The sequence below is a fragment of the Stappia stellulata DSM 5886 genome (assembly GCF_000423705.1).
Classification (GTDB): Bacteria; Pseudomonadota; Alphaproteobacteria; order Rhizobiales; family Stappiaceae; genus Stappia; species Stappia stellulata.
Genome location: NZ_AUIM01000004.1, coordinates 676,099 through 702,221, shown reverse-complemented (window position 1 = coordinate 702,221; position 26,123 = coordinate 676,099). Strand labels below are relative to the sequence as shown.

Below are 26,123 nucleotides of genomic sequence, written 5' to 3'. Positions count from 1 at the left end.
CCGCATCCTGTTCGGGTGCGGCCGTTTGCGTTTCAGCCGTTCATCCCCGCGATGCCGCCTCGCGCCCGGCAACCCGGCCAAAGGCGATGGCCGTCAGCAGGCCGTTGCCCGACAGATAGCCCGACACATCCGGCCCCGAGACGCCGCAGGCGGCACCTCCGGCGGCAAAAAGGTTGGGGAAGGGGTGCCCGTCCCCGCGCAGGCCGCGGGCACTGTCGTCGATCATCAGTCCACCCTGGGTGTGGAACAGCGCGCCGGTGACCTTCACCGCGAAAAACGGCGCGGCGAGCGCCGGCTTGTCGGTGAAGTCGCGCGCGAAGGGGTCGGCTTCCACCCCGCACTGGAAGCGGGCGACGGACGCCAGCGTGACTTCAAGCGCCGCCCCGGGCAGGCCGGTCGCTGCGGCGATATCGGCAAGGGTTTCTCCCTCGCGGATCGCGCCGGCTGCAAGCGCGTCGCGGTAGTCGGGAAAGCCCGCGCGGGCAAAGTCGTGAATTCGCTCGTCGTAGATGTTCCAGGCGGTGCCGCCCGGCTGCGCGAGCACGGCGACGGCCTGTTCGGAATAGCCGCCGTGTTCGTTCGAAAAACGCTCTCCGGCCGCGTTCACCTGGATCGCGCCCTCCATCATCAGCGCCCAGGAGATCAGCACGCCATGGGGATGCGCCAGCGACCCATGGCCCTGATAGGCGGTGAGGTGACGGGTCTGGGCGCCGAGTTCCTCGCCCCAAAGCAGTGCGTCGCCGGTGTTGCCGGCATGGCCGTAGTAGAGCGCATCCGTCATTTCCGGGATGTGGCGCGCGACCAGATCGGGATTTCCACCATAGCCGTTGCAGGCGAGGATCAGCGCCTTGCAGCCGATGATTTCCGTCTGGCCGTCCGGGCGCTCGATCTCGACTGCCCGGATTGCATCGTCATCGCCGACAAAGAGACCCCGTGCCAAAGCCTCGGTCACGACGGGAATGTCGCAGGCCGCGGCGGCGGCCGAGAGCCGGGCCATGAGTGCCGTGCCGGTCTTCTCGGGGACTGCATGCATGCGGTGACGGCTGTGGCCGGGATAGAGAAAGTCGGTCAACACAACCCATTCGAGGCCGTGACGCTCCGCCAGCCAGTCGAGCGCGGGGCCGATTTCGCTCGACGCGAGACGCGCAAGCGCGGGCACGGCCCGGCCCTTTGCCTTGGCCTGTATGTCCGCCTCGAAGCGGCTGGCGTTGTCGTCCGCGATCCCGGTGGCGCGCTGGGCCCTGGTGGCGGGGGCGGGAATGAAGCCGGAGGACATCGACGTCGAGCCGCTCGGCGAGGCGTCCCGCTCCACCACGACGACGTCGGCACCGCCGTCATGCGCGGCGAGAGCGGCGACCAGTCCGCAGGCGCCGGCGCCGATGACGAGCACATCCGTCTCGATGTCGAGGCGCTCGGGCTGTGCGCGGCGGATGGCCGGCGCGCTCATGATCAGCGCCTGGCCAGTTCGCTGAGCGCCTCGGCGCAGGTCAGTGCGGTTGCAACCGTCGAGAGATCGCCAATGGCGCGCTCATGGGTCTCGCGCGAGAAGGCGGCGCTGCCGTCGGAGAGCACTGCGGTGGAGAAGTCGCGCACATGCGCATCGCGGACGGTGGAGGCGACGCCGCCGTTGGTGACGATGCCGCAGACCAGAAGCGTCTCGATCCCGGCCTTGCGCAGCACCCAGTCCATTCGCGTCATGTAGAAGGCGGAATAGGCGACCTTTTCCACCGTGAGATCGGCGGGTTGCAGCGTGTCGACCAACCGGTGTCCCCATTGGCCGGGACAGAAGTCGCCCTTGCGGAGGAAGGGGCGCATCTGCTTGAGGTGGTGCGAGATGAAGGGCTCGCCGCCCTTGCCGGGCACCAGCGTGAACTGGGTGGAGACGATCCAGCCGCCGGCCTCGCGCAGGGCTTCCGCAACGGGGCGCACGCGTGCGGGCAGGGCCGCGATCTCGGCGCTTGTCTGCCCTCCGCGCGCATAGGCGCCGTCTGGATGCAGGAAGTCGTTCTGCAGGTCGACGATCAGAAGCGCCGTGCGGCTCGGGTTGTGGAGGTTGACTGTCATGCCTGATGCGGTCCTGTGCAAAGTGGATCGGGAGACGAGCCTTCCTCTCTCCACTTGCGGGGGAGATGCCCCCGGTCGGGGGCAGAGGGGGGTGAGCCGCCAGGTCGGGGCCGGATGCCTGCCCCCCTCTGTCGGCGCTCAATCGCTTGTCCTTGCACATTCACGCGCATGTCCTACTCCGCCGGTGCGATCACGAGATTGCCGAAGCGGTCGACCGTGGCGTTCAGGCCCGGATCGACGAAGATCGTCGTGTCGGGCTGTTCCAGCAGGGCCGGTCCCTCGATCAGGGCTCCGACTTCCAGCGCCAGTCGGTCGTAGACGCCGGCGACATGATGCTTGCCGTCGACATAGACGGAACGTGTCGCCGTCCTGCACTCCCGTGCGGGCTTGCCGTCTTCCGGCGCGAAGAGCGTCATGTCGAGGCCGGGCCGTCGGCCGATCACCGCGATGCGGTAGTTCATCACCCGCATCGGGATGCCCTTGAGCAGTCGCCCGAAGGTGGCGCCATAGGCGGCCTCGAAGGCGTCGCGGATCGCGGCTGCACTGAGTCCGGTTTCAGGCACCTCGATGGGCACGCTCACCGTATGGGTCTGGCCCAGATAGAGCATGTCGAGTTCGATCACCCGGTCGACCGCGTCGAAGCTGACGCCGGCGGTGGCAAGCACCGAGGCCGTTTCGCGTGCATCGCGCAGGATGGCCTTGCCGAGTTCCATCGTGTCGATCTCCGACAGGATGCCGTTGACCGTCTGCACCCGGTCGTGGCGCATGTCGGCGACGACGCAGCCAAGCGCGGAGGTGACGCCTGGAAAGCGCGGGACGAGGGCGGAGGCAAGGCCGACCTCCTTGATCAGCGCGCCAGTGTGCAGCGCGCCGCCGCCGCCAAACGGCATGGCCGCGAAGCGTGCCGGGTCGTGGCCCTTCTCGATGGAGACAAGGCGGATCGCGCCGGCCATCTTGGCGTTGGCGAGCTTGAGGATCGCTTCGGCGGCATCTTCCACCGAAAGCCCGAGCGGCGTGGCGATGTGGCTCTCGATGGCGCCGCGCGCGGCGTCGATGTCGAGCCGGTCGAGCTTGCCGCCAATTGGGCGGTCGGGGTTGATGCGCCCGAGCACCAGATTGGCATCGGTGACGGTGGGCCGCGTGTTGCCGAGGCCGTAAGCCACCGGCCCCGGATCGGAGCCGGCGGATTCCGGGCCGACCCGCAGCAGGCCGCCGGCATCCACGGTGGCAATCGAGCCGCCGCCGGCGCCGATGGTGGTGATCTCGATCATCGGCGTGCGCACGACCATGCCGAAATCGATGGCCGTCTGCGCGGCAAGGGCCGCATCTCCGCCGGCGACGAGCGAGACATCGAAGGACGTGCCGCCCATGTCGCAGGTGATGATGTTGTCGAAACCGGCGGCCTCCGCGATCTTCGTTGCCGCGATCACGCCGGCGGCGGGGCCGGAGAGCGCGGTGCGTACGGGATAGCGTTTGGCGGTGTCGATGGACATGACGCCGCCGTTCGACTGCACGATGAGGATGTCGCCGGCAAACCCCTGCTCCTTGAGACCTGTCTCGAGGCGGTCGAGGTAGGAGGAGACCACCGGCTGGAGATAGGCGTTGAGCGTTGCCGTCGACAGCCGCTCGAACTCGCGGATCTCCGGCAGGATTTCGGTCGCCGCCGTCACATAGGACGTCGGCCAGACGGAGCGCACCGCTTCCACCGCGACGCGCTCGTTGTGGCTGTTGGCATATCCGTTGATGAAGAAGACGCAGACCGCCTCGCAGCCGGCTGCCGCCAGGTCGCGCGCGCGTGCCTCGACCTCGCCCGTATCGATCGCCTCAAGCACGGTGCCGTCGGCCAGCACGCGTTCGCGCACTTCCACCCGGTCGGGACGTTCCACCACCGGCGTGAAGGCGCCCTTCAGGCCCCAGGTGGTCGGGCGGTCGCGGCGGCGCATTTCCAGCACGTCGCGGAAGCCTTCCGTGGTGATGATGCCGGTACGCGCGCCCTTGCGTTCCAGAAGCGCGTTGGTGCCGACGGTGGTGCCATGCACGACCGTGCGAATATCGCCGAAGGTCTCGACCCTGGAGGCGATGCCCTCGATGAAGCCGCGCGACTGGTCGCCGCGTGTCGAGGGCACCTTGGCGGTCGTCACGCGGCCCGCCGCTTCATCCAGGATGAAGACATCGGTGAAGGTGCCGCCGACATCGACGCCGATTACATAAGCCGGCCTGCTCATTGCGCGGCCTCCCTTGAACGAAGCGTTTCGGTCCGGGCCGCGTCGACCGTGCCTTCGGTATCCAGCGCGACGCCATAGTCGGCTTCCGCGTGGTTCCGGCTGACGATGCCGAGCGCGACGTCGCGTGCAACGGCCTGCGGATCGCGGGCAAGCGGATCGCCATAGCCACCGCCGCCGGGCGTCTCCAGCTTCAGGCGCTCACCGCGCGCGATGCTGATGCCGACCATTTTCGAGGCCATCGGCGGCTGGTGCCAGCCGTCGGACTGCTCGTAGGAAAAGCGGTTCATGGCACCGGGAGATCCACCGACAACACCGAGGGGCGCGTGCCGTCCGCGCTCGCCGAAAAGAAAGACGTCGGCCTGTTTTTCCAGAAGCTCGATCTCGTAGATCGCCCCGAGACCGCCGCGCGTCTCGCCCGGACCGCCGGAATCGGGCCGAAGCGCCCATTGCGTGAAGCGCACGGGGTAGGCCGCCTCCAGGATTTCCAGCGGCGGGATCGTCGCGGTGGAGATCGGCGCGTTGCCGTGGTTCAGTCCGTCGCCCCCGGCATGCGCGCCGTGCCCGCCGCCGAAGAAGGAGAACATCACCCAGCGCTTGCCGTTTTCGCGGTGGCCTGCGAGCGACAGCGCGTTGATCGTGCCATAGGCGCAGGCCATTGCCGGCTCCGGCGCGATCTTCGCCACCGCCTGAAACACCACGTCGATCAGCCGCAGGATCGTCTCGGTGTAGCCGCCGACGGGCTTGGGCGCCCGGACCGAAAGCAGCGAGGCCTCGTCGATCCTGAATTCCACCGGCTCCAGCACGCCGGCATTGGCCGGCACATCGCCGAAGATGTGCTTCAGCGCGACGTAGCAGGCGGCAATCGTTGTCGAGCGGGAGATGTTGACCGGCCCGGCGCAGGCGGGCGAGGAGCGGGAGAAATCCATCACCATCGTCTCGCCGTCGATGGTGAGATCGAGCGCGATCTTGAGCGGTTCGTCGACGATCCCGTCGTTGTCGAGCCAGTCCTCGGCGGAGACGGTGCCCTGCGGCAGGGCGGAGATTTGCGCGCGCATCAGCTTGGCGGCGCGCGCCTTCAGCTCCACCAGGCAGTTGCCCACCGTCCGGGGGCCATAGTCGTCGAGCAGTTCGCCCATGCGCCTGGTGCCGAGATCGAGCGCGTTGATCTGGCCGTTGAGATCGCCGTAGAGCGACAGCGGCAGGCGCGAGTTGGCGGAGAGAATGTCGACCACGTCCTGGCGAAATTCGCCCCGGTCGTAGAGTTTCACCGGCGGGATCAGCATGCCTTCCTGGAAGCATTCCGTGGCGGCCGGATTGTAGTTGCCGGGCACATTGCCGCCGACGTCGTGCCAGTGGCCGACGGAGGCGAGAAAGCAGAACAGCTTGCCGTCGCGAAACACCGGCTTCACCAGGCGGAAATCGGAGAGATGCGTGCCGCCGTCATACGGGTCGTTGAAGATCCAAACGTCGCCGTCGTGGACGCCGCCGGATGTGGCCGCCTTGTCGATGACGGCCTTCACGGCGAAGGCCATGACGCCGACGAAGATCGGCAGGCCGGACTTGCCCTGCACAAGCGTTTCACCGGTCGTCGCGTCGTAGATCCCGTGCGAGGCGTCATGCGCTTCCGCGATGATCGGGTTGAAGGCGGAGCGGAAGAGCGTCGCGTCCATCTCGTCGGCGATCTGCTCCAGCCGGCCTTTCAGGATGGCGAGCGTGACGGTGTCGATGGTCATCGCGAGGGTCCTTCGGTGTCGTAGCGCCTGCCGGTTGCCAGCATGTCGTCGGTGCCGATCACGCCATTGAGGCCCGCGAAGTCGAACATGCGGTTGCGAAAGGCCTCGTTGGAGCCGTTGGCGACGAGGTTGGCGTAATAGTCGCGCGCGGTCGCGGCGATGGCGCGCACCACGCCGCCGGGAAAGATCACGAAGCTGAAGCCGAGATCCTGAAGCGCGCCCGCGCCGACGATGGGCGTCTTGCCGCCCTCCACCATGTTGGCCATCAGCGGAACGCGCCCGCCGAAGCGCTTCACGATCTCGGAGATCTGTTCCATCGACTGCGGCGCCTCGATGAAGAGCATGTCGGCGCCGGCCTCCAGATAGGCCTCGCCGCGCTCCAGCGCGGCGGAAAAGCCCTCGACGGCGATGGCATCGGTGCGGGCGATGATCAGCGTGTCGGCGTTCGTTCGCGCGTCGCAGGCCGCGCGGATCTTGCCGACCATCTCGCCGGCGGCAATCAGCGACTTGCCGCTGAGATGCCCGCAGCGTTTCGGGCTGGTCTGGTCCTCGAGCTGAAGCGCGTTGGCGCCCATGCGCTCGAACACGCGCACGGTGCGCTGGACGTTGAGGGCGTTGCCGAAGCCGTTGTCGGCATCGACGACGACGGGAAGCGCGATGCGGTCGCGGATCGCGGCGAGCGTGTCGGCAACCTCGCTCATCGACACCAGTCCGATGTCGGGGCGGCCGAAGCGGGTGTAGGCGATGGAGGCGCCGGAGAGATAGACGGCCTCCGCGCCGGCCTGTTCGGCGATCAGCGCGGACAACGCATCGTAGACGCCGGGCGCCAGCAGGATGTCCCGCTCGGCGAGGCGCTGTTTCAGGGGCGGGGGTCGGCGCATCGGTCATGCTCCTTGTTGCGCTCCTTGGCGAAGCGCTTCTTGAGATGCGGCACCAGCCCGCCGTCGGCGAGCAGCACCTGCAGATTGTCGGGCAGGGGATCGAGGGCGAGTGTTTCTCCCGCCGCCTCGAGCTCCAGGCGCGCAGCAGAGACATCGAGGCGGGCGGCCGCGCCGTCCGTCACCCTGCCCAAATCCGGTGCGGTGAGCACGGGAAGCCCGAGGTTGATGGCGTTGCGGTAGAAGATGCCGGCAAACGACAGCGCGACGACGCCGGCAAGGCCCAGATGCTTCAAGGCTTCCGCCGCCTGTTCGCGCGAGGAGCCGACGCCGAAATTGCGGCCCGCGACCAGAATGTCGCCCGGCCGGACCTCTTGCGCGAAGCCGGGGCGCACGCCCTCCAGGCAATGGGCGGCGAGCGCCTCGATGCCGCCTTTCATGTAGGCGCCGGGCGCGAGCTGGTCGGTGTCGACATCGTCGCCGAGAAGGAAGATGCGTCCGCTCATGCCGTGCCTCCGTCGTCCTGGAGGAAGGCGCGCGGATCGGCGATCTTTCCGGCAATGGCGGAGGCCGCCACGGTCAGCGGCGAGCCGAGCCACACCTGCGAGGATGCCGCGCCCATCCGTCCCTTGAAGTTGCGCGCGGTGGAGGAAATGCAGGTGACGTCCTCGCCCAGACGGTCGGTGCCATAGCCCGCGCAGATGCCGCAGGCGTTGGGCAGGATGCGCGCGCCGGCCTCCTCGAAGACCGCCATGATGCCGTCGGCCGCCGCGCGGTCCTGATCGCGCTTCGAGGCGGGTGCCACGAGGAGCTCCACGCCCTTTCCGAGCCTGCGCCCGCGCAGGATGGCCGCGGCGTTCCTCAGATCCTCGTATTTCGCGCCGGTGCAGGCGCCGATATAGGCAACATCGACAGGGGTTTCCGGCGCATCCGTGACGGGGGCGCTGTTGGCCGGCGAATGCGGGGCGGCGACCTGGGGCGCAAGGGCGCTCGCATCGAAGACGTGATGTTCCAGCACCGGCGCGCCGGGGTCCGTCGCGAGCGCGCTCCAGATCTCCTTACCGCTCATGTCCGCGCCGGCGGTCTCCAGGAACGCGGCGGTGGTGGCGTCGGGGGCGATCAGCCCGGCCTGGCCGCCAAGTTCCGCTGCCATGTTGGAGAGCGTCATGCGCTCCTGCATGGAAAGGGCCGCGATTGCCTCGCCGGTGTATTCCACCGCCTGATACTTGCCGCCGTCCATGCCGAGCCTGCCGCAGAGCGCGAGCATCATGTCCTTGGCGGTGACGCCCCGCGACAGCCGTCCGCGCCACTCGAGCAGGATGGTGTCGGGCACCTTGAGCCAGATTTCGCCGGTCGCCAGAACGCCGGCCATCTCGGTCGCGCCGACGCCGAACATATAGGCGCCGAAGGCCCCGCCCGTCGGCGAGTGGCTGTCGCCGCCGACGACCAGCATGCCGGGTCGCAGGTGCCCGCGTTCGGGCAGCACAACGTGGCAGATGCCCTCGCCATCGTGGAAAGCGACCTTGCGCTCCTTCGCCCACTGGCGGGTGAGTTCGAGAATGCGCGCGCCTTCGTCGGTGTCGCCTGGCACGAAGTGATCGGAGATCAGCACGACCTTCGAGGCGTCGAACAGGCCGACGCCGAGATCCTTGAGGATCGGCTCGACCCGGCGCGGGCCGCCGCTGTCGTGGATCATGGCAAGGTCGACGCGCGCCGTCACGATCTCGCCGGGCGTGACGTGATCGCGTGCGGATGCGCGGGCGACGATCTTTTGCGCAAGCGTTGTCGGTGAGGGGGTGTCTCCGGTCATCAGGCAAGCCCCAGGTAGGAACGTTTCAGCTCGGGATCGTCCATCAGCGTCGCGGTCGGACCCGAAAGGCGGATCTCGCCGTTTTCCATGACGAAGGCGCGGTCGGCGATCTCCAGCGACTGCAGGACGTTTTGTTCCACGAGCAGGATCGGCAGGCCGTCCTTGTTGAGCACGCCGATCAGGGAGAACATTTCCTCCACCAGCAGCGGCGAGAGGCCGATGGAGGGTTCGTCGAGGATCAGAAGACGCGGTTCGGCCATCATGCCGCGTCCGATAGCGAGCATCTGCTGCTCGCCGCCCGAAAGCGTCCCGGCCTTTTGGCCTGCGCGTTCGCGCAAGCGCGGGAAGGTGTCCATCACCCGGTCCAGATTGCGCGCGCGGTTGGGTTTGCCGCGCCGATAGGCGCCAAGCTCGAGGTTCTCGCGCACCGTCAGGTTGGGAAAGATGTGGCGTCCCTCCGGCACATGGATCAGCCCCAGATCGACGATTGTCTCCGGTGTGCGGTTCTGGATCTCCGCGCCGTCGAAGACGATACGGCCCGACCACGCCGGGATCAGGCCGGAGAGAACGGAGGAAATCGTCGTCTTGCCGACGCCGTTGGAGCCGAGCAGGGCGACGATCTCGCTCTTTCCGAGATCGAAGGAGACGCCGCGCAGCACCTCCACCGCGCCGTAGCCGGCGCGCAAGCCGTCGACAAGAAGCATCGTCTCGTTACTCATGCGCGCCTCCCACGGCGTCGGCCGCCTGTTTCGCCATGCGCTCGGCCATGCCCTTGCCGAGATAGGCCTCGATCACATGGGGGTCGCGCGTGACGTCCTGTGGCGCGCCTTCGGCGATAAGCTGCCCCTGATTGAGCACCCAGGTGTGTTCCGACAGGCTCATCACCGCCTGCATCACGTGTTCGATCAAAAGGATGGTCACGCCTTCGTCGCGGATCGCGCGGATGACCGGGATCACGTCGCGGATTTCCGAAGGGTTCAGCCCGGCGAGCACCTCGTCGAAGAGGATCAGTTCGGGGTCGGTGGCGAGCGCGCGGGCGACCTCGAGCCGCTTGCGCCCGGCAACGGTCAGCGCCGCCGCATCCATGTCGAGCCGATCGCCGAGCCCGACCTTGCGGGCGACGTCTTCCGCCTTTTCAAGCGCTGCCGCGCGCGAGCGGATCTTGAGGTGCGCGCCAACGGCGATGTTTTCGCGCACGCTCTGGCCGGCGAAGGGCTGGACGATCTGGAAGGTGCGGATCATGCCGCGTTCGGCGATCTCCTGTGGCGCCAGTCCGGTGATGTCTTCGCCGCGAAACCGGACGCTGCCCGCATCCGGCGTATGAAAGCCCGTGATCAGCGCGAACAGCGTGGTCTTGCCGGCGCCGTTCGGGCCGATCAGCGAGGTGATTCCACCCTGCGGTACGCGCATCGAGATGTTGTTGGAGGCCTGCAGTCCGCCGAAACGTTTTGAGATCCCGGCGACGTCCAGAATGGGCGAGGCGTCATGCATGGCGGTCGCCCTCCGTCTTGCGCCGTGCCGAACGGGTGAGGCGGGAGACCAGGCCAGACAGGCCACGCGGGGCGAAGAGGACCATGATCACCAGGATCGTGCCGTAGATGACGAGGCTGATGCCCGGCAGGTCGCCGATCACCTCGCGAGTGACTTCCGAGACCGCATGGAGCGCGACCGCGCCCAGCAGCGGACCGAAGAGCGTGCCCATGCCGCCGACGATGGGAACCAGCAGGCTTTCCACCGAAACGGCCGGGCCGTAGGCGATACCGGGATCGAGGTAGAGGAAGAACTGGGCGTAGAAAACGCCGGCGAGGCCGGAGAAGAGGCCCGACAGCATGATTGCCCGCATCTTGACGCGGAAGGGATCGACGCCGAGCGCCCGGGCGGCATCCTCATTGTCGCGCACCGCCATCAGTCTTGCGCCGAAGCGCGAATGGCCGATCCACCAGGCGGTCAGGAAGGCACCGAGCGTGATCGCCCACAACAGCCAGTAGAAGCCGGCCTTGGAGGCGAATTGGAGGTTCGCCGCGCCGGGATCGAGCGGGATGAGAATGCCGACGCCGGCACCTGTGAAAGGCACGGTGTTGGACAGGATCCGCAAGACTTCGGCGAAGGCCAGCGTCACCAGCGCGAAATAGGATCCGCGCAGGCCGTAGCGAAAGGTCGTGAAGCCGATGAAGGCGGCCACGCCAACCGCAAGGGCGCCGCCTGCGACCAGTCCGAGCCACGGATTGAGGCCGAGTTGCACCTGGAGCACCGCGACCGTATAGGCGCCGGTTCCGAAGAAGGCGGCATGGCCGAAGGAGAACTGGCCGCCGTAGCCGCCCAGAATGTTCCACGCCTGACCGAGAAGGGCGGCGTAGAGCGTCATGATGATGGTGGTGCGCCAGGATTCAGACTCCACGAAGAAGGGAAGCGTGAAGAGCGCGGCGAAGACGAGACCGAGAAGGGCGAGCTGGCGCATGGGTCAGACCTTGTGTCCAAGCAGGCCCGTTGGGCGAAAGACGAGAACGAGGATGAAGATCAGGAAGATGCCGAGCTGGCCCAGGCTTTCGCCGAAGAACAGGCCGCCGAGCGCTTCCACCACCCCGATGATCAGCCCGCCCAGAAGCGCGCCGACGAAGGAGCCCATGCCGCCGAGCACGACGATGGTGAAGGCGATCAACACGAAGCCGTGGCCGACCTGCGGGTTCACGTAGTAGCTCGGCAGGAGCAGGCAGGCGGCGACGCCAAGACACGCAATGCCGAGCCCGAAGCTCATGGCGAAAACATGCTCCACATCGATGCCGACGAGTTGCGCGCCCTTGCGCTCCTTTGCAAGCGCGCGGATCGCGCGGCCGAGATCCGTCTTGCTCATGATCAGCCACAGCAGGGCTGCCGTGATCAGCGCGCCGGCGAAGGCGACCACTTTGGGCAGCGGCAGGAAGGCGCCGAAGATCTCGACGACCTGGAAGCCATAGGGCACGTCGACGATGCGCGTGTCGGACTTGAACAGGAAGAGCGAGAGGTTCTCGATCACGATGGCGAGGCCGAGCGTCACCAGCAGGATGTTTTCATCCCGCCCGTGACTGGCGCGGCCGATGATCCCGCGCTGCAGTGCATAGCCGAGCGCGAACATGCCCGGCGGCACGATCAGAAGCGCCACGTAAGGGTCGATGCCGAACTGGACGTTGAGATAGTAGACCGCGTAGAGGCCGAGCATCAGCAGCGCCCCATGGGCGAAGTTGATGATGTGCAGCACGCCGTAGATCAGCGTCAGGCCGAGCGCGACGAGCGCATAGAGCGCGCCTGTCGTCAGCCCGTTCAGTACGGACGGCACGATGATCGCCATGTCGGGCATGGTCACTCGCAAGGCTTGTCGGATGAGAGGGGCGGGCGGGAGCGTCAGGCCCCGCCCGCTTCGATCCCGCGACCGGCGATCAGCCGCCCATCGGGAAGACCGTCTCGGCGGAGGCAAACTCGGCCGGGAAGATCACCTCGATGTCGCCGTTCTGCACCTGGGTGTTGACCGGCTGGGCGCCCGCGTTCTGCCCGTCGACCATCTTCGTCGCGCCATAGGGCATGTAGGACATGTCCATTTCCGAGGCGGCAAGGGCTGCGTTCACCGCATCCTTGTCGGTGGAGCCGGCGCGCTCGATGGCATCGACCAGTCCGAGAACGGCGTTATAGGCGAGGAACACCTCGTAGGTGTAGATCAGGCCCTTGGCTTCCGCCGCCGTCTTGCGCTCAAGCGCCACGTCCGACTTCGGATTGAACCAGTGGTTGCAATCCATGATGAGGTCGGCGGCCTCGGGGAATTCGTTGACGAACTTGTAATTCGATGCAGCACCTCCGAGCACCGAATAGATGCCTTTCGCCTCGATGCGTTGCTGGCGCATGGTGCGGGCGAGCAGCACATATTCGTTGTAGTAGTTGGCGGGAATGATCAGGTCCGGTTTCTGCGACTTGATCTGGAGCACGATGTTGGTGAAGTCGCGCGTCGGATTGGCGTGCTTGATGACATCGATTACCTCGATGCCTCTCTCAGGCAGGCGTTTGGAGAGCAGACCGGCGGTGCCGGTGCCGAACAGCGATTCCTCGTGGATGATCATCGCCGTCTTGGCCGGCGATCCGGCCGCCTTGTTGATCGTGTCGAGGTTGTCGACGGCAAACTCGGCGATCTTGCCGTAGCCGGGACCGAAGCGGAACGTGTTGGCGAGGCCGCGCTGGACGATCTGGTCGGAGACGCCGACGTCGACGACATGCGGCGTGTTGGTCTTGGCCGCTTCCTGCGAGGTGGCGAGCGAGATCGAGGAGGCATAGCCGGCGACGATGCCGTCGATGCCGGCCTCCGCCATTTTGGTTACCTCGGCCGCGCCGATTTCCGGTTTGCCCTGGCTGTCGGCAAGCACCGCCTCGACCTTGGCGCCGCCCATCGACTTGATGCCGCCGGCGGCGTTGATGTCGGCAATCGCCATCATTGCGCCTTCGCGGCATTGAGTGCCGGAAAAGGCGATGAAGCCGGAAACAGGGTGGATCAGGCCGATCTTCACGGGGGCGGCCTGGGCGCGCAGCACGCTCGGAAAGCCCGTCACGCCAAGGCCGAGGGCGGCGGCGCCGGTGGCCAGGAATTCGCGGCGGCGCAGGCCGCCCTTCAACGTCTTGTCAGTCATCTCAAACCTCCACTGACGGCCGTCTTCGCGACCGGTTGGCTGTCCCGGGTCCCTCTTTGCGCTTTTATCCTCCGCCGGCCGGGACCGGTGGAGAGCTTGTCGTGGTCCAGCGCGGGCCGCTTTCGGCGCGCACCCGGCGCATGGACATTTCGAAACGGTAGAGATCCGGCCGGTACAGGACGCGGATGTATTCAACGGGGCGCTCGGCGCGGTCGCTGACCACGCGGCGCACCTCGATCAGCGGCGAACCGGCCGGGATCGCAAGCACGGCGGCGACGTCCGTCTCGGCAACGGTCGCGGAAATCGTCTGGCGGGCGGAGGTGACATCCACCCCGGCGCGTTCCAGAAGGTGCAGCAGCGGCTGGACGTTGAGGTCGTCGGCGCCGTAGTGGCGGCCGATGTCGGCGGGCACATAGGTGACGAGATAGGACATCGGCTCGCCCTCGAGACGACGCACGCGCACCGCGCGTTGCACCTCGGTGCCGGGCTCCACCTCCAGGGCATGGGCGATCTCCTCGCCGGCCTGCGTGTAGGCGAAGGACAGGACTTCCGCCGTGGTCGACTGGCCCATCAAGGTGATGTTCTCCAGCCAGCCTTCGATGGACGACGTGACGGCAGGCGCCGGCGGGCGGTTGACGACGCGCGTGCCGCGCCCGCGTTCGCGGATGACGAGGCCGGCGTCCGCCAATTCGTTCAGCGCGCGCTTGGCGGTGATGCGGGAGACGCCGAATTCCGTGGTGAGATCCTGCTCGCTCGGCACGCGTTCGCCGGCCGACAGGTTGCCGCCATAGATGCGGTTGCGCAGCAGCAGGAAGATCTGGTGGTAGAGCGGGACCGGCCCGTTGGGATCGAGAATGCCGGATCCGCGCGCCGTGGAGGCGGTGTCGCTGCCCTGTGTCTCGGAAACGATCGGGATCGGCGGCGTGCTCACGGCTGGGCTCTCTTTCCGTTTGTTACGTTTAATGGTATGTCATTATATCATTATGTCAACCGGCTTCCGGCCGCCTGTCCGGATCTTGCGGGGGTGGCCGATTTCCGGGGTCGGTGAGGGTTCGGACCGGACAAGACGGGAAGCGAAAAGGGGGAGAGCGGCAATGCCGATCGTGCGGGTGACGATGATCGAGGGTTATGCGGAGGAGGTGCGCCAGCGGCTTGCGCTGCGGCTGACGGACGCTGTGCGCGGCACCATCGCCGCGCCGGCGGACGGGGTGACCGTCGCCATCGAGGAGGTGAGGCCGTCGAACTACATGCGCGGCGGACGGAGCCGCACGCCGGGCGTCGCCGTGCCCGATCCGGTCGATGTGGTCCGCGGGTTTCTCGCCGCGATGGAGGCGCGCGACCTGCCGCGGGCGCAGTCCTGTCTCGCCGACGGCTTCGAAATGGTGTTTCCCGGCGGGCAGCGGTTTTCGGCGCTTGCCGAAATGGTTGCCTGGGCCGGGACGCGGTATCGGCGCGTTTCCAAGACCATCGCCGGGTTCGATACCGGCTTTTCCGACGGCCGTGCGGTGGTTCATTGTCACGGCACGCTGAGCGGGGAATGGCTGGACGGGTCGCGTTTCGAGAGCGTGCGTTTCATCGACCGTTTCGAGGTCGAGAACGGGCGGCTTGTCAGCCAGAGCGTCTGGAACGATCTGGGCGAGCGAAAACGGGAGGGATGCGATTCAACCGATGTTTAGACCTTGGCGGTAAAGAAAGGGCTTCGTATGGGGGGCGTGAAGGTTCCCATGGTCTTTCTGTCGCGAGGTCGATCCAGCGCCATGTCCGAGTTTTCACTCTCTCCCGATTGCGAACCGAAAGGTGGCGCTGCGTCCTCCGTACCTCTCGACACGGTGCGCGGTGGGGCCTGGCCGGTGACGGCGATACGGGTCTGCACACTGGTCCTTCCAAGTCTCTTTCTGGCGCTGGTTCTGCTGTTGCCGGTGAAAGAGCCCAAGCTGATGTTCCTCGATACGCTTGCAGCGGCGGAATTTGCGGAGTCCTGCTGTCGGCCCTATTTCGGCTTCGTCTCGACGCTCGGCATCATGCTGTGGGTCGCGACCGCTGCGGTGTGCCTGTTTTGCGCGCTCGCCTTCGCGCTGACGCATCGGGCGCGTGCGGTCGTGTTGTTTGCCGGTGCCGCCGGATTGCTGTCGGGGTGGCTGGCGCTGGACGATGCCTTCCTGTTGCATGAGGTCGTGCTGCCCGAATTCGGGATCGCGCAAAATCTGGTCCTGGCGGCGAATGCCGCATTTGCCGTCGTCTATGTCGCGGCAAGCCATCGGATCATTCTCAACCACGACAAGTGGCTGCTTCTGCTGGCCTGCGGCGCACTTGCCTTCAGCATGGGCGTGGACACGGTGTTCCACAGCCTCGATCCTGTCCTCGTCTATGTCGAGGACGGGGCGAAATTCCTTGGCATCTTTTGCTGGATGAGTTTCCACGTCACAACGATGGCGCGGATGCTTGCGCAGCCTTCCGCTGCGGACGACGTCGGGTTCGGCGCGTCGCGCTGACCGCCTGCGCGCAGCCGGTCAGGCCGGCCTTTCAACCATCGCACACAGCATCTCGAACAGGATCGAGACGCCAAGCCATGCGGTGCCGCCGGAGGCGTCGAAGGGCGGGGAGACCTCGACAAGATCCGCGCCGACGATGTTTACGCCCGAAAGAAGCCGCGCCACCTGCAGCGCCTGGAAGGAATTCGGACCGCCGACCTCGGGCGTGCCCGTCCCGGGCGCATAGGCCGGATCGACGAAGTCGATGTCATAGGAGACATAGGTCGGGGCCTCTCCGGCGATCTCGCGGGCCTCCGCCATCACGTCCTCGACCCCGCGTGCGAAAAACTCCTCGATGGCGATGACCCGAATGCCCGCGGATTGCGCGAATGCCCGGTCTTCATTGTCGTAGGCGGTGCCGCGAATGCCGATCTGGACGCAGCGGTGCGGATCGAGCAGCCCTTCTTCCATCGCGCGGCGAAACGGAGTGCCGTGGGTGTAGAGGCAGCCGTCGAAATAGCTGTGATAGAGATCCGTGTGACTGTCGAAGTGGATGAGCCCGAGCGGGCCGTCGACTGCCAGTGCCCGCAGGATCGGAAGCGAACACAGGTGATCGCCGCCGGCGGTCAGCGGGCGGATGCGCTCCTGCTTCAGCCCTGCGTAGAACGCCGTCATGCGCTTGAGGCTGTCCTGAAGGTCGACCGGGTTCGGGCCGACGTCGCCGAGATCCGCGCAATTGGCCCGTTCGAACGGACGAACGCCGGTCGCGCCGTTCTGCGCGCGGATCATCGTCGACAGGTCGCGCAGCTGCCGCGGGCCATGGCGCGGCCCGGGCCTGTTGGTGGTGCCGCCGTCCCAGGGGGCGCCGACCAGCCCGATGTCGACAGCCTTGCGGCGCGGATGGTCGTTTTCCACGAGCGGGAGCCGCATGAAGGTAGGGACGCCTGCAAAGCGGGGCAGGTCGAACCCGGACACCGGCTGAAAGAACGGATCCGTCATTGAGGGGGCTCCAGCAAGAAATGGCTCGACGCGGTCCGCGATGCGATGCGCCGCGCACGGACGGCCGGCGCCGTCACGGCCCCCGACCGGTCCGTCAGACGGTATAAAAAAACCGGTACGGGGTCGAGATCCGTCGTCTCCAGGGGCGCTTGCGGAATTGTGCACTAAAAATCCAAAATTACTTTTAGATTTTTTTGTTTGTATAAAAGTAATATTTGAAAACATATGGCGAAATCTGAAATATTATATCAATAATATTTTCCAGAATGGCGCGTCGCAATTTTCATTTTTGCCGGAGATGTTTTTATAATTCATTGCCGTAGCTTGAATTCTGATCCTATTCCTTTACGTTTCATTTTCAAGTGGCCGGCAGGAGCGTGTTCTTCATGTGATGGACGCGTGCGTTAGCCACGCACTCATTCGCGCGATCGTGCCGCATATCCGGTGCGAGGCTGCAGGAGGACGTGTCCATTTCGCAGAACAGGAGTTACACATGAGCATTGATCCCGACAAAGGCTACATCGCGCTTCTCGGCTGGAGCCTGAACGCCATTGACGCAATCGACCGGTTCGATCGCAAGTACATCGTCGTCGCGCCGCCCTGGGCCGAGGAGTACTGTCAGCAGAACGAGATTCCCTACATGTCGTGGGATTTCGACCGGCTGAACGAGCGGTCGCACGAGCTTGCCCACCGGTTGAAGGAAGAGGGCGTCGACGTTGCCATTCCGCTGTTTGAGGAAACCGTGGAATGGGCGGGTGCAATCAATTCCGTGCTCATGGACAATCCGCGTCTTCTCGGCCAGTCGATGCTGTTCCGCGACAAGTCTTTGATGAAGCGGCGTGCGCAGCTTGGCGGCATTCGTGTCGGCGTCTTCGAGGAAGCGCACGATCGCGGCGACGTGATCCGCTTCCTGAAGCGCGTCAACCAGACGCTGCTGAAGCTCGAGGGCGATCCCAACGACCCGATCCACTTCAAGGCATTCGACAAGTCCGGCACGGCCGGCCACCGGGTGATCCGCACGCCGGAAGATGTCGACAACATCCCCGACGAGGAGTTTCCGGCCCTGCTGGAAAGCCATCTCGACGGTTGGGAGTTTGCGGTCGAGGCCTGGATCAAGGACCGAAAGATCCAGTTCCTGAACATTTCCGAATATGTGACGCTCGGCTATTCGGTGTTCGTGCCGGCGACGCCCGAGCTTGAGTCCTGGCGTGCCCGGATCACCGAGGAGGTCGAGAAGCTGATCGAGACCTTCGACATCGATTTCGGTTTCATTCATCCGGAATATTTCCTGACGAGCGACGGCAAGCTCTACTTCGGCGAGGTCGCCTATCGTCCGCCGGGCTTCAACGCGCTTGAACTGATCGAACGCGCCTACGGGTTCAACGGCTATCAGGGCATCGCCTTGATGTTCGACCCCAAGGCGACGACGGAGGAAATCGACGCCTTCTTCCCCGAAGAGGTGACGGATGCCAAGGGCTATGCCGGGTGTTTCGGCGTCTATCCGCGCCGGCGCGTCATCAGCCGGCTGGAAGTGCCGGAGGAAACCCAGAACCACCCTTATTTCGAGTTCCACGAACTTGCCTCGCCGGCGGAGCAGAAGGTCACGAAGCGCACTGCATTCGGCACCCACTGGGGTCTGGCCTATTTCTTTGGAGAGAATCCGCACAAACTGCGGGATCTCCTGAAGGCTCAGGAGGATCTGGATTTCTATATCTAGGGGCGTCTCCAGGCACGTCGGGGGCGATCGCTTGCACAAGGACGAATTGACCATGACGGAAACGAGGCCCGAGGCGGCACGGCTGGCCGATACGCTCGATGTGGCCATCGAGCGGCTTTCCGGAGCGCGGCCCTTCGCCAAGCAACGCCATCAGCGTCCCGTCCTCGATGTGGCGGCGCGTCTCGCTGCGGTTCCCGGCGGGCTGGACGCGCTCTACGCGCGCGGGCTTGCGATGGAGGCCGCCGGTCTCTTTCGCGGGTCCGACTGGGACGACCCCTCAAGGCTGTTGCCGCAGCTGGTCGGGCAGACCTTGCAAAGTCCGGACCGACTGACGGTCGCGCTCGAGGTGGCCAGCCTGCTGCGGCTGCTGGCGATCGCCAGCGGCGGCGGGGCGCATGTCAACGTTCATGCCGAACATGCCCGTCATTTCCTGACGCAGGTGCTGGCGCTCAATCTTCCGCATTTCTTCGACCAGACCAGCGAGGCGGACCGGCAGGACAGTGCAGGGACCGCCATGCGCCGCGATGTGTTCCGCTTCATCGCGGATCACATCGGCTTCCAGGACGTGCTCGGCATTCTGGTCACGGAGATCTGGCGCATCCTCGAGCAGAGGCCGATCCAGGTCGGCCCCGTGAAGGAGATGATCACCCAGATCGCCATCGCGCTGACGCGCGAGGATGGCGGGATCGGGCGTGAGCGCCTCGGCGCGGACCGGCTGGTCAGCGCGCTTTTCGGGCCGACAAACGAGTGCATCGACGATCCGGGGATCGATGCCTACCAGATGCGCCTGGAGCGGCTCGACGATACGGCCTTGCGCCGCGAGGCGTCCGGCTTCGCTCGCGCCATGCATGACACCGGCCTTGTGTCCGACTATCACGCGGCCTTCCTGCGCTGGGTGTCGAAGTACCGTGACGCGTCCTTCGCGCCCGAGGCGCTCGGACTTGGAGGGACGGGGCTCGACAGTTACAGGAAGTTCAAGCCGCTCGTCGACAAGCTGATTTCGGCGGCCGTGCATCCCCAGACACCGCAGGCCGTCCACGGACTGGCGATGCTTCTGGAACGCGGCGTGCTGCACAGCGCCCCGATCGCGCCGGCGCTGGAGCGTCAGCTCTCGATGACCTTGCAGCCGGCCGTCGCCGCGCGCATCGAACTGGCATTCGGCAATGCCGTTCCGGCGCAGACGCGTGTGCTTGCCGGGACGCTGGAGGTCATGGGCCAGCCGCTGGGCGTGGGGCAGGGCGCCACCCCGCCCTGCCAGTCCGCCCGCGCAATTGCCATGTGGGCGCTGAACGATCCCGACTTCCTGCTGCATCTGATCTGCCAGGTGGGCGAGTTCGATTCCCTGTTGATGCATTTCGAGGGGAAGGCGATTGCCTCCGGCGACCTGCCGGCCGGGCTTGCGGCCGGCGCGCCGATCGACGCCGATCCGGTCTCCGTGCTGCTGGTGCCGCATCTTGACCGCGTCTATGCCGAGATGGGACGGATCTGCGCCCCGCGCGGCGGCGACCCGCACCGCTGGATCAACCCGGAGTTCCACGGCTGGTGGGTGGCGCGCGACTGCGTCGTTGCCGTCGATGTGCTGACCGGGCAACTGGACGACTACGACGGCTTCGTCACCCGCTTTTGCCAAGGGTATCACCCGGCGTATAACGGCGGCCGGCCGGTGATCCATCCCCAGCCCGCAGGTATTGCGGTGACGGATGCCAGCGCGCGCTTCGTCGGCTGGCATGCAATTTCGATCCTGCGTGTGGCGCAGGATACGGAAGGGCGCACGCGCATTTATTTCTACAATCCCAACAACGACAGCGGTCAGGACTGGGGCGGTGGCGTTACCGTCTCGACGCATGGCAACGGCGAACGCCACGGCGAGGCCTCGCTCGTGTTCGAGCAGTTCGTCTCGCGGCTCTACCTGTTCCACGACGACCTCATTCGTCCCGCAGGGGCAGGGGCGCCGGTGCCTGCGGAACTGATCGAAAGCATTCGCACCCTGGCGGTGGACAGCTGGGCCGCGTCGCGCATCCCCCAGGACCTTGCGCTCGCCGGGGCGCAATAGCCGCCGGGTCGCGGACGCTCAGCCCGGGCTGAAAAGCGGAAAGCTGACGCCAAGCGCCCATGCGAGGCAAAGACCAAGCCCCAGGCCCGCTGAAAGCGCGCCCGAGCGCTGCGCCACCCATCGTCCCATCAGCCCCTGCACAAGGTAGAAAAGCACCAGCACGGGCAGGATGAGGAACAGGAACATCAGCCGCTCGGGATCGAGCGCCGCGGCTGCGCCAAGCGATACGAGCACGGCGGCCCGCGCGGCGATCCGGTGCCACCACAGGCCGTGTCCGGCCCGCGTCACGAAGCTGTCGGCGATCATGAACGGCACGGTGCCGACCGCCAGCGCGGCGATGATCGCGAGCCGTTCTCCGTTGGGCATGAAGCTTGCCGCATAGCGGTCCATCGCAAGGCCGAAGACGGCAATTCCCCAGATCGCGAGCAGGAATACTGCCGGCAGGGATACGGCCAGCGCTTTCGCCTTCCAGACATGCAGCAGCGCCAGTTGGGCAAGTCCGTAGAGCGCCAGATGGATCACCAGGTAGTCGGCGACGAGAACGGGCAGGAACGGGACATAGGAAACGACCGCCACCAGCGGTACCGTAACGGCCGGGACCAGGACTGCGGCCCAGAACAGGCGCGGGGAAATTTCCCGGGGTGGCCCGGCGGTCTGCGGCAGCAACATCGTAAGCGGCTTGAACAGGCCGACGATGCCCGCCATCAGCAGCAGGATCCAAACACCCGGCAAGACGATCCGGCCCGAAGACGTTCTGTTGAACGCACCATCCAGCCAGTTCCGGGTCTCGCGCAGGGCCGTTTCGCTGAACAAGACCCCGACATGCTCCACACCCGGCGCGACGACGGCGCGGCGCTGAACGTTGCCTGCGGTCGCGGTTTCGCCTTCGGCCGCGTCGGGCTGAACCTTCCGAAGATCGGCGAGGGCGACCGCCCGCAGTCTTGTCTCCCATTCGCCGCTGATCGCAAGAAGGCGCACCGGCCGGTCTGCCGTCACGGCCTGGGAAAACATCGATATCGCGACAACTGCATCGACGGGCGTGCCGGCGTCGCGCTCGGCGATGGCGGCGCGGACCAGAATGTCGGTCGCCATCGAATGACCCAGTAGCGCCAGGCCGGAAATTTCCGGCGTGAGAGCCCGGCCGGCTGCGATCACGCGGCGGGTTTCCGCAACCAGAAGCGCAGTTGTGCCGTCGATGGAGGTGACGTCGCCCGACATCGGGACCGGGTTGCGCCCGTGCCCCTCGAAGTCGAAGGCGAGCACCGTGTAGCCGGCGCGCGCGAGCGTCAGCGAATAGGCCTGCATCAGCTGGCGCGATCCGGCGAAGCCATGGGCGATGACGACGAGCGGGCCGGCCTCGCCAGGCTTTCGATAGAGTGTCGCGGGTGTCGTGCCGACCGACATCCCGGAGATGTCGAGGCCCGCGCGGCCACGCTCGAGATTGAAAATCGAGACGGCGATGGCGATGAGCGCGACAAGCGTGACGAGCCATCCAAGCAAGCCTCCGCGCGACGGCCGGTCGTGTCGGATGTGCGCGCTCATGCCTTTGGGAGCCATCGTGCGAGGAGGGCGGAAGGACTGACCATTGCGCCATCAAACCCCGAAAATCAGGGGGTGTCCACGCTGGCGAACAGTAAAACCTGTCAAGGGGTTCGTGTCTTGACGGTGGCGGACAGCACCTTTGGCGGTGTTGAGCAGGGTCACTTCCTCAAGCGCATAAACCAAGGTGATCTGCAGTGGGGGGTGTTTCGCTGCGCAACAGGACCGCGACGTTCATCCGTTCCGCCGCGCCGTCGCCCTCACTTCCTGCCGGGCGTTTTCGTTTCCCTCCTGCCCAAGTCGAGCTGTTGCTTGCAGCAACGCTCCAGCGCGATGAACCAGAAGGCGGCGCTGTCGATGCTGTGGAGGCTGGCGGAGAGGAGGCCATGGTTCTGGCGAAGCGCTGCCTTCGCGCCCTTGAACGCCTTGGCGACAGTGGAACCGGCCCGGTTTTTCGCCGCGACCGGCCCGGTCTCTTTGCCGGTGATGTCGGGGGGGGGCGTCATGGACGTTGGCGTGCAGCTCTTTGCGCTGGCGGCGCTCGTCCTCCATCCGGTCGAATTCGGGACGATCAGCCCCGACCTCTGGGGCTGATAGATCGAGACGCGAATTCAAGGGTCGGGCATGGGGGCTTCGATAGCAGTGCGCACGCGAAACCGGCCGCGCGCGGTGCGCGGCGCCATTTTCGCAACAAGCGGCGGGACGCGGCAACGCAAGATCGGCAATAATAGTTGTCGCCGACGGCCAGGCGGCGCGGATGAAAGGGCATGAGTGGCGATGCGCGACGACCGACTGCTGGAAATGCGGGTGTTTCAGGCGGTGGTGGACACCGGAGCCTTCACGGCGGCCGCGCACAGCCTCGGGGTCAGCCAGCCCTTCATCAGCCAGACCGTCCAGCGGCTCGAACAGCGACTTGAAACAAGGCTTCTGCATCGCACGACGCGCGGTCACCGACTGACGGCGGAGGGTGAGCAATTCCTGGCGGCGGCGCGCCGGGTGATCGAGACGGTGGAACAGGCGGAGGCCGACTGGCAGACGAACGAGGCCCGCGTGGAGGGCCATTTGCGGGTGTCGGCGCCCATCGCCTTCGGTCTCGACCGGGTCACGCCCCTGATGCCGGAGTTTCTGGCGTCCCACCCGGGTCTGTCGCTCGACCTGCGCCTGACCGACGACACGGAAAACCTGATCGACGACCAGATCGACGTGGCGATCCGCATGGGCCGGTTGCCGGCGTCCAGCCTGATGCACCGGCGGCTGTGCCGGTTGCAGAGGATCGTCGTGGCCGCGCCCGCGCTGCTGGAGCGTTTCGGCGTGCCGCAGACGCCGGCGGATCTGGAGCGCATGCCCTGTGTCGCCTGGGACGGAAGCCGCGACCACCTGAACCGATGGCGGTTCGTGGTCGGAGGCGCGCCGGTTGTCCTTCGCGCGGAGAGCCGGTTCAAGAGCAATCAGGGCATGTCGCTCTATCAGATGTGTCTGGCGGGCTTCGGCGTCATGCGCATTGCCGAGCATCTGGCGCGTCCGGCGATTGCTGACGGGCGGCTGGTGCAGGTGCTTGGCGACTGCACAAAGGTCGACGACGGCGCGATCTACGCCGTTTTTCTGCCGGACCGCCACATGGTGCCGCGCATCCGCAAATTCATCGATTTCCTGGTGACGGCCTTCAAGAGACCGCCCTGGGAGGATGCTGCGCCGCCGGTCTGACGGCTTGGCGACATGAACCGGCCCAAGGCGGAAAACGGAAACAGGTTCAAGAAATCACTGTGTAAAAAGCCACCGCATCAAACGCTCGCGGACGCAGTCCAAATGGCCGATCATCGCCTCGCGCGCCCGTTCCGGATCCTTCGCCTCAAGCGCCTTCAGCACGGCGATATGCTCGCGCGCCTGTTCCTCGAAATTCTGCTCCATCCGCACCATGTGGCACATGCGCGCCTTGTTGCGCAGGTTCTGGATCAGGCTGGCCAGAAGCGGTTTTCCGCTGCTCTCGGCGATGAACAGGTGAAACTCGTCGTCATATTCCCAGAATCGGTCGAACTCGATGGTCTTGTCGGCAAGAAGCTTTTCGGTCCGGTCCATCATGTCGGCGATGCGTTCCGGCGATGCCCGCCGCGCCGAATGTGCCGCGGCCTCGCCCTCCAGCAGGCGGCGAATCAAGAGAATTTCGAGCAATTCTTCTACCGCAACTTGCCTGATCACAATGCTGCCATTGGCTAATCGCTCAATGAGACCTTCCCCCTCGAGCCGATTTATTGCTGTTCGCAGAGGTGTTCGTGATGCGTTCAACTGCTCTGCCAGGCGCCTCTCCGTGAAGACATCACCGGGGCCGAGCTTCTGGGCAAAGATAAGGCTTCGGAGATATTGGTAAGCTTGCTCCGAGATGCTGCTTTTTTCTTCCTTTGCGTCGCTTCCGGTCTGGCTGTTGTCCAAGCTGGCCACTCCTCTTCTGCGGTCTGTGGACCGGCATCATGCGTCTCGACTTCTATAAACACGGCGGCACCGGAAGTCCATTGACACATGGCGCGCCGCTGGTATACCGCTGGTACTATAACTGGAATGCAAGGTGATGTGGTGCACGTGAGTTTCAAGCAAATGCAATTTTCCCCCGAGCCTCTCACGTCGGAGGCTTTTCAGCCTTTCGGCAAGGTTCTCGAGCACAGCGGCGCGGCACGTCGTCATATGATCGAGTCGAACTTTTCCCAGAAAAAAGAAGACCTTCGACAGGCCATATGGGTCTCCCGACTGCCCGATGCGTCGCAGTTTCCGCTCGTGATCGACCAGTTGGAACGGCACCCGCACAGCCACCAGGCATTCATTCCCTTGCTCGAGAAGCCGTTTCTGGTTGTCTGCTGCCCGGACCTGCCGGACGGAGCGCCGGATCTCGCGCGGACGAAGGCTTTCATCGCCGAGCCTGGGCAAGGGGTGATCTACCGCCGCAATGTCTGGCACGCCGGCCTCAGGGTTCTTTCGGCTCCAGCCGAGTTTGTCGTGGTCATGGCCCTGTCGGACAAGGACGACGATGTCCTTCTGGATCTGGAGACGCGGTTGCTCATCGGAGGCAATGCGGAAGGGAATGGGGAAGAAGCATGAGTGCGGATCGGCATCTGGAACGGGACTTCAAGGGATATGGATGCGCTCCGGTCGATCCGCGTTGGCCGGGTGGTGCGCGTATTGCCGTCAACTTCGTGATGAACATCGAGGAAGGCGCTGAGCCCTCGGTTCCCGATGGCGACGCGGCAAGCGAGACCGGGCTTACGGAAGGGGGGGCGGGGACCCTTTCGGGCCGCGACCTGGCCGCGGAATCGATGTTCGAATACGGCAGCCGCGTCGGCTACTGGCGTCTTGTCCGGCTGTTCGAGGAGCGCGGCCTTCCGGCGACGGCCATGGCCTGCGGTCTGGCGCTGCAGCGCAATCCCGAGATCGTGGAACACCTCAAGACGTCAAACTTCGACATCTGCGCACACGGCTGGAAGTGGGAGCATCACCGCGGCCTCGACGAGGCACAAGAGCGCGAGCGGATCGCCCGCACCCATGACGCGATCCGGGATCTGGTCGGGACGCCGCCGGCGGGCTGGTACTGTCGCTACGGGCCGAGCCTCAACACCCGCTCGCTGGTCGTCGAACATGGTGGGTTTCTCTATGACAGCGACGCCTACAACGACGAATTGCCCTACTGGACCGACGTGTCCGGCAGGCGTCATCTGGTGGTGCCCTACGGCCTTGCGATGAACGACGCGAAGTTCATCCGCGGCGGTATGGCGACCGCGAACGAGTTCTTCGAATACCTGCGTGATTCCTTCGACATGCTGTACCGCGAAGGCGGGCGGATGATGTCCGTCGGGCTGCATCTGCGCCTGTCGGGACATCCGGGGAGGGCTGCCGGGGTCGAGCGGTTTCTCGATCACATCATGCAATTCGAAGACGTCTGGGTCTGTCGGCGGGACGCAATCGCCCGTCACTGGCACGAACATCATGTTCAGAAGTGAGGAGG

Annotated in this window: 24 protein-coding genes; 7 read left to right on the top strand and 17 right to left on the bottom strand. The window is 65.6% G+C overall.

Annotated elements, in window-relative coordinates; genetic code table 11:
- Positions 1 to 40: 40 nt before the first annotated feature.
- From G572_RS0103420 to G572_RS22280, 13 genes are all read right to left on the bottom strand, one after another.
- Positions 41 to 1,447, bottom strand: coding sequence for an FAD-dependent oxidoreductase (locus tag G572_RS0103420; RefSeq protein WP_037545213.1), 1,407 nt, complete (start codon positions 1,445 to 1,447; stop codon positions 41 to 43).
- Between the two features lie 2 nt (positions 1,448 to 1,449).
- Complete coding sequence (locus G572_RS0103415) at positions 1,450 to 2,064, bottom strand: cysteine hydrolase family protein (RefSeq protein ID WP_029057287.1); 615 nt, start codon at positions 2,062 to 2,064, stop codon at positions 1,450 to 1,452.
- Positions 2,065 to 2,237: 173 nt separating this feature from the next.
- Entirely contained in the window at positions 2,238 to 4,289 is a 2,052-nt protein-coding gene (locus G572_RS0103410) for a hydantoinase/oxoprolinase family protein (protein ID WP_029057286.1), read from the bottom strand.
- Positions 4,286 to 6,022, bottom strand: a complete 1,737-nt coding sequence (locus G572_RS22290; protein WP_037545211.1) for a hydantoinase B/oxoprolinase family protein — start codon at positions 6,020 to 6,022, stop codon at positions 4,286 to 4,288. The genes G572_RS0103410 and G572_RS22290 overlap by 4 nt, the downstream gene beginning before the upstream one ends.
- Entirely contained in the window at positions 6,019 to 6,903 is an 885-nt protein-coding gene (locus tag G572_RS0103400) for an isocitrate lyase/PEP mutase family protein (protein ID WP_029057285.1), read from the bottom strand. Before G572_RS0103400 ends, G572_RS22290 begins: the two co-directional genes overlap by 4 nt.
- A complete protein-coding gene (locus G572_RS22285; RefSeq protein WP_037545207.1) occupies positions 6,882 to 7,406 on the bottom strand; it encodes a LeuD/DmdB family oxidoreductase small subunit in 525 nt (174 codons plus the stop codon). The genes G572_RS0103400 and G572_RS22285 overlap by 22 nt, the downstream gene beginning before the upstream one ends.
- On the bottom strand, positions 7,403 to 8,710 hold the full coding sequence (locus G572_RS0103390; RefSeq protein WP_037545204.1) for a 3-isopropylmalate dehydratase large subunit: 1,308 nt from the start codon (positions 8,708 to 8,710) through the stop codon (positions 7,403 to 7,405). The genes G572_RS22285 and G572_RS0103390 overlap by 4 nt, the downstream gene beginning before the upstream one ends.
- A complete protein-coding gene (locus G572_RS0103385) occupies positions 8,710 to 9,414 on the bottom strand; it encodes an ABC transporter ATP-binding protein (protein WP_029057284.1) in 705 nt (234 codons plus the stop codon). Before G572_RS0103385 ends, G572_RS0103390 begins: the two co-directional genes overlap by 1 nt.
- A gap of 7 nt (positions 9,415 to 9,421) precedes the next feature.
- Positions 9,422 to 10,201 (bottom strand): ABC transporter ATP-binding protein, encoded by a 780-nt coding sequence (locus G572_RS0103380; protein ID WP_029057283.1) that lies wholly within the window; start codon positions 10,199 to 10,201, stop codon positions 9,422 to 9,424.
- On the bottom strand, positions 10,194 to 11,168 hold the full coding sequence (locus G572_RS0103375; RefSeq protein ID WP_029057282.1) for a branched-chain amino acid ABC transporter permease: 975 nt from the start codon (positions 11,166 to 11,168) through the stop codon (positions 10,194 to 10,196). The genes G572_RS0103380 and G572_RS0103375 overlap by 8 nt, the downstream gene beginning before the upstream one ends.
- Before the next feature lie 3 nt (positions 11,169 to 11,171).
- On the bottom strand, positions 11,172 to 12,044 hold the full coding sequence (locus G572_RS0103370; RefSeq protein ID WP_029057281.1) for a branched-chain amino acid ABC transporter permease: 873 nt from the start codon (positions 12,042 to 12,044) through the stop codon (positions 11,172 to 11,174).
- Between the two features lie 79 nt (positions 12,045 to 12,123).
- Positions 12,124 to 13,356 (bottom strand): ABC transporter substrate-binding protein, encoded by a 1,233-nt coding sequence (locus G572_RS0103365; protein WP_037545199.1) that lies wholly within the window; start codon positions 13,354 to 13,356, stop codon positions 12,124 to 12,126.
- A 64-nt stretch (positions 13,357 to 13,420) separates the two neighbouring features.
- Positions 13,421 to 14,287: a GntR family transcriptional regulator gene (locus G572_RS22280; RefSeq protein WP_051241530.1), complete on the bottom strand. Its 867-nt coding sequence runs from the start codon at positions 14,285 to 14,287 to the stop codon at positions 13,421 to 13,423.
- Positions 14,288 to 14,450: 163 nt separating this feature from the next.
- Between G572_RS22280 and G572_RS0103355 the strand changes: the two genes are divergently transcribed.
- Positions 14,451 to 15,032: a tautomerase family protein gene (locus G572_RS0103355; protein ID WP_029057279.1), complete on the top strand. Its 582-nt coding sequence runs from the start codon at positions 14,451 to 14,453 to the stop codon at positions 15,030 to 15,032.
- A gap of 81 nt (positions 15,033 to 15,113) precedes the next feature.
- Positions 15,114 to 15,848 (top strand): hypothetical protein, encoded by a 735-nt coding sequence (locus G572_RS25305; RefSeq protein ID WP_051241527.1) that lies wholly within the window; start codon positions 15,114 to 15,116, stop codon positions 15,846 to 15,848.
- 18 nt (positions 15,849 to 15,866) lie between these two features.
- Here the strand turns inward: G572_RS25305 and G572_RS0103345 are convergent, their stop codons facing one another.
- Complete coding sequence (locus tag G572_RS0103345; protein ID WP_029057278.1) at positions 15,867 to 16,826, bottom strand: agmatinase; 960 nt, start codon at positions 16,824 to 16,826, stop codon at positions 15,867 to 15,869.
- 493 nt (positions 16,827 to 17,319) lie between these two features.
- On the opposite strand from G572_RS0103345, the gene G572_RS0103340 reads away from it, so the two are divergent.
- A complete protein-coding gene (locus G572_RS0103340; protein ID WP_029057277.1) occupies positions 17,320 to 18,543 on the top strand; it encodes an ATP-grasp domain-containing protein in 1,224 nt (407 codons plus the stop codon).
- Positions 18,544 to 18,595: 52 nt separating this feature from the next.
- On the top strand, positions 18,596 to 20,596 hold the full coding sequence (locus tag G572_RS0103335; protein WP_037545677.1) for a hypothetical protein: 2,001 nt from the start codon (positions 18,596 to 18,598) through the stop codon (positions 20,594 to 20,596).
- Between the two features lie 18 nt (positions 20,597 to 20,614).
- Here G572_RS0103335 and G572_RS0103330 read toward each other — a convergent pair whose 3' ends face one another.
- Entirely contained in the window at positions 20,615 to 22,138 is a 1,524-nt protein-coding gene (locus tag G572_RS0103330; RefSeq protein ID WP_029057275.1) for an alpha/beta hydrolase, read from the bottom strand.
- Between the two features lie 257 nt (positions 22,139 to 22,395).
- Positions 22,396 to 22,641: a class II aldolase/adducin family protein gene (locus G572_RS25300; RefSeq protein ID WP_029057274.1), complete on the bottom strand. Its 246-nt coding sequence runs from the start codon at positions 22,639 to 22,641 to the stop codon at positions 22,396 to 22,398.
- Between the two features lie 271 nt (positions 22,642 to 22,912).
- Between G572_RS25300 and G572_RS0103315 the strand changes: the two genes are divergently transcribed.
- Positions 22,913 to 23,839, top strand: coding sequence for a LysR family transcriptional regulator (locus G572_RS0103315; protein WP_029057273.1), 927 nt, complete (start codon positions 22,913 to 22,915; stop codon positions 23,837 to 23,839).
- 54 nt (positions 23,840 to 23,893) lie between these two features.
- On the opposite strand, the gene G572_RS25825 is transcribed toward G572_RS0103315, so the two are convergent.
- Positions 23,894 to 24,562 (bottom strand): GntR family transcriptional regulator, encoded by a 669-nt coding sequence (locus tag G572_RS25825; protein WP_169391279.1) that lies wholly within the window; start codon positions 24,560 to 24,562, stop codon positions 23,894 to 23,896.
- A gap of 87 nt (positions 24,563 to 24,649) precedes the next feature.
- On the opposite strand from G572_RS25825, the gene G572_RS22265 reads away from it, so the two are divergent.
- Positions 24,650 to 25,222: an ureidoglycolate lyase gene (locus G572_RS22265; protein WP_084649846.1), complete on the top strand. Its 573-nt coding sequence runs from the start codon at positions 24,650 to 24,652 to the stop codon at positions 25,220 to 25,222.
- On the top strand, positions 25,219 to 26,118 hold the full coding sequence (locus G572_RS0103300) for an allantoinase PuuE (RefSeq protein ID WP_029057271.1): 900 nt from the start codon (positions 25,219 to 25,221) through the stop codon (positions 26,116 to 26,118). Before G572_RS22265 ends, G572_RS0103300 begins: the two co-directional genes overlap by 4 nt.
- Positions 26,119 to 26,123: the final 5 nt, after the last annotated feature.

Bases quoted from the DNA above. Each gene is read 5' to 3' on its own strand.
- G572_RS0103420 (WP_037545213.1), bottom strand. From the start codon at position 1,447: ATGAGCGCGCCGGCCATCCGCCGCGCACAGCCCGAGCGCCTCGACATC.
- G572_RS0103415 (WP_029057287.1), bottom strand. From the start codon at position 2,064: ATGACAGTCAACCTCCACAACCCGAGCCGCACGGCGCTTCTGATCGTC.
- G572_RS0103410 (WP_029057286.1), bottom strand. From the start codon at position 4,289: ATGAGCAGGCCGGCTTATGTAATCGGCGTCGATGTCGGCGGCACCTTC.
- G572_RS22290 (WP_037545211.1), bottom strand. From the start codon at position 6,022: ATGACCATCGACACCGTCACGCTCGCCATCCTGAAAGGCCGGCTGGAG.
- G572_RS0103400 (WP_029057285.1), bottom strand. From the start codon at position 6,903: ATGCGCCGACCCCCGCCCCTGAAACAGCGCCTCGCCGAGCGGGACATC.
- G572_RS22285 (WP_037545207.1), bottom strand. From the start codon at position 7,406: ATGAGCGGACGCATCTTCCTTCTCGGCGACGATGTCGACACCGACCAG.
- G572_RS0103390 (WP_037545204.1), bottom strand. From the start codon at position 8,710: ATGACCGGAGACACCCCCTCACCGACAACGCTTGCGCAAAAGATCGTC.
- G572_RS0103385 (WP_029057284.1), bottom strand. From the start codon at position 9,414: ATGCTTCTTGTCGACGGCTTGCGCGCCGGCTACGGCGCGGTGGAGGTG.
- G572_RS0103380 (WP_029057283.1), bottom strand. From the start codon at position 10,201: ATGCATGACGCCTCGCCCATTCTGGACGTCGCCGGGATCTCAAAACGT.
- G572_RS0103375 (WP_029057282.1), bottom strand. From the start codon at position 11,168: ATGCGCCAGCTCGCCCTTCTCGGTCTCGTCTTCGCCGCGCTCTTCACG.
- G572_RS0103370 (WP_029057281.1), bottom strand. From the start codon at position 12,044: ATGCCCGACATGGCGATCATCGTGCCGTCCGTACTGAACGGGCTGACG.
- G572_RS0103365 (WP_037545199.1), bottom strand. From the start codon at position 13,356: ATGACTGACAAGACGTTGAAGGGCGGCCTGCGCCGCCGCGAATTCCTG.
- G572_RS0103355 (WP_029057279.1), top strand. From the start codon at position 14,451: ATGCCGATCGTGCGGGTGACGATGATCGAGGGTTATGCGGAGGAGGTG.
- G572_RS25305 (WP_051241527.1), top strand. From the start codon at position 15,114: ATGTCCGAGTTTTCACTCTCTCCCGATTGCGAACCGAAAGGTGGCGCT.
- G572_RS0103345 (WP_029057278.1), bottom strand. From the start codon at position 16,826: ATGACGGATCCGTTCTTTCAGCCGGTGTCCGGGTTCGACCTGCCCCGC.
- G572_RS0103340 (WP_029057277.1), top strand. From the start codon at position 17,320: ATGAGCATTGATCCCGACAAAGGCTACATCGCGCTTCTCGGCTGGAGC.
- G572_RS0103335 (WP_037545677.1), top strand. From the start codon at position 18,596: ATGACGGAAACGAGGCCCGAGGCGGCACGGCTGGCCGATACGCTCGAT.
- G572_RS0103330 (WP_029057275.1), bottom strand. From the start codon at position 22,138: ATGAGCGCGCACATCCGACACGACCGGCCGTCGCGCGGAGGCTTGCTT.
- G572_RS25300 (WP_029057274.1), bottom strand. From the start codon at position 22,641: ATGACGCCCCCCCCCGACATCACCGGCAAAGAGACCGGGCCGGTCGCG.
- G572_RS0103315 (WP_029057273.1), top strand. From the start codon at position 22,913: ATGCGCGACGACCGACTGCTGGAAATGCGGGTGTTTCAGGCGGTGGTG.
- G572_RS22265 (WP_084649846.1), top strand. From the start codon at position 24,650: ATGGCGCGCCGCTGGTATACCGCTGGTACTATAACTGGAATGCAAGGT.
- G572_RS0103300 (WP_029057271.1), top strand. From the start codon at position 25,219: ATGAGTGCGGATCGGCATCTGGAACGGGACTTCAAGGGATATGGATGC.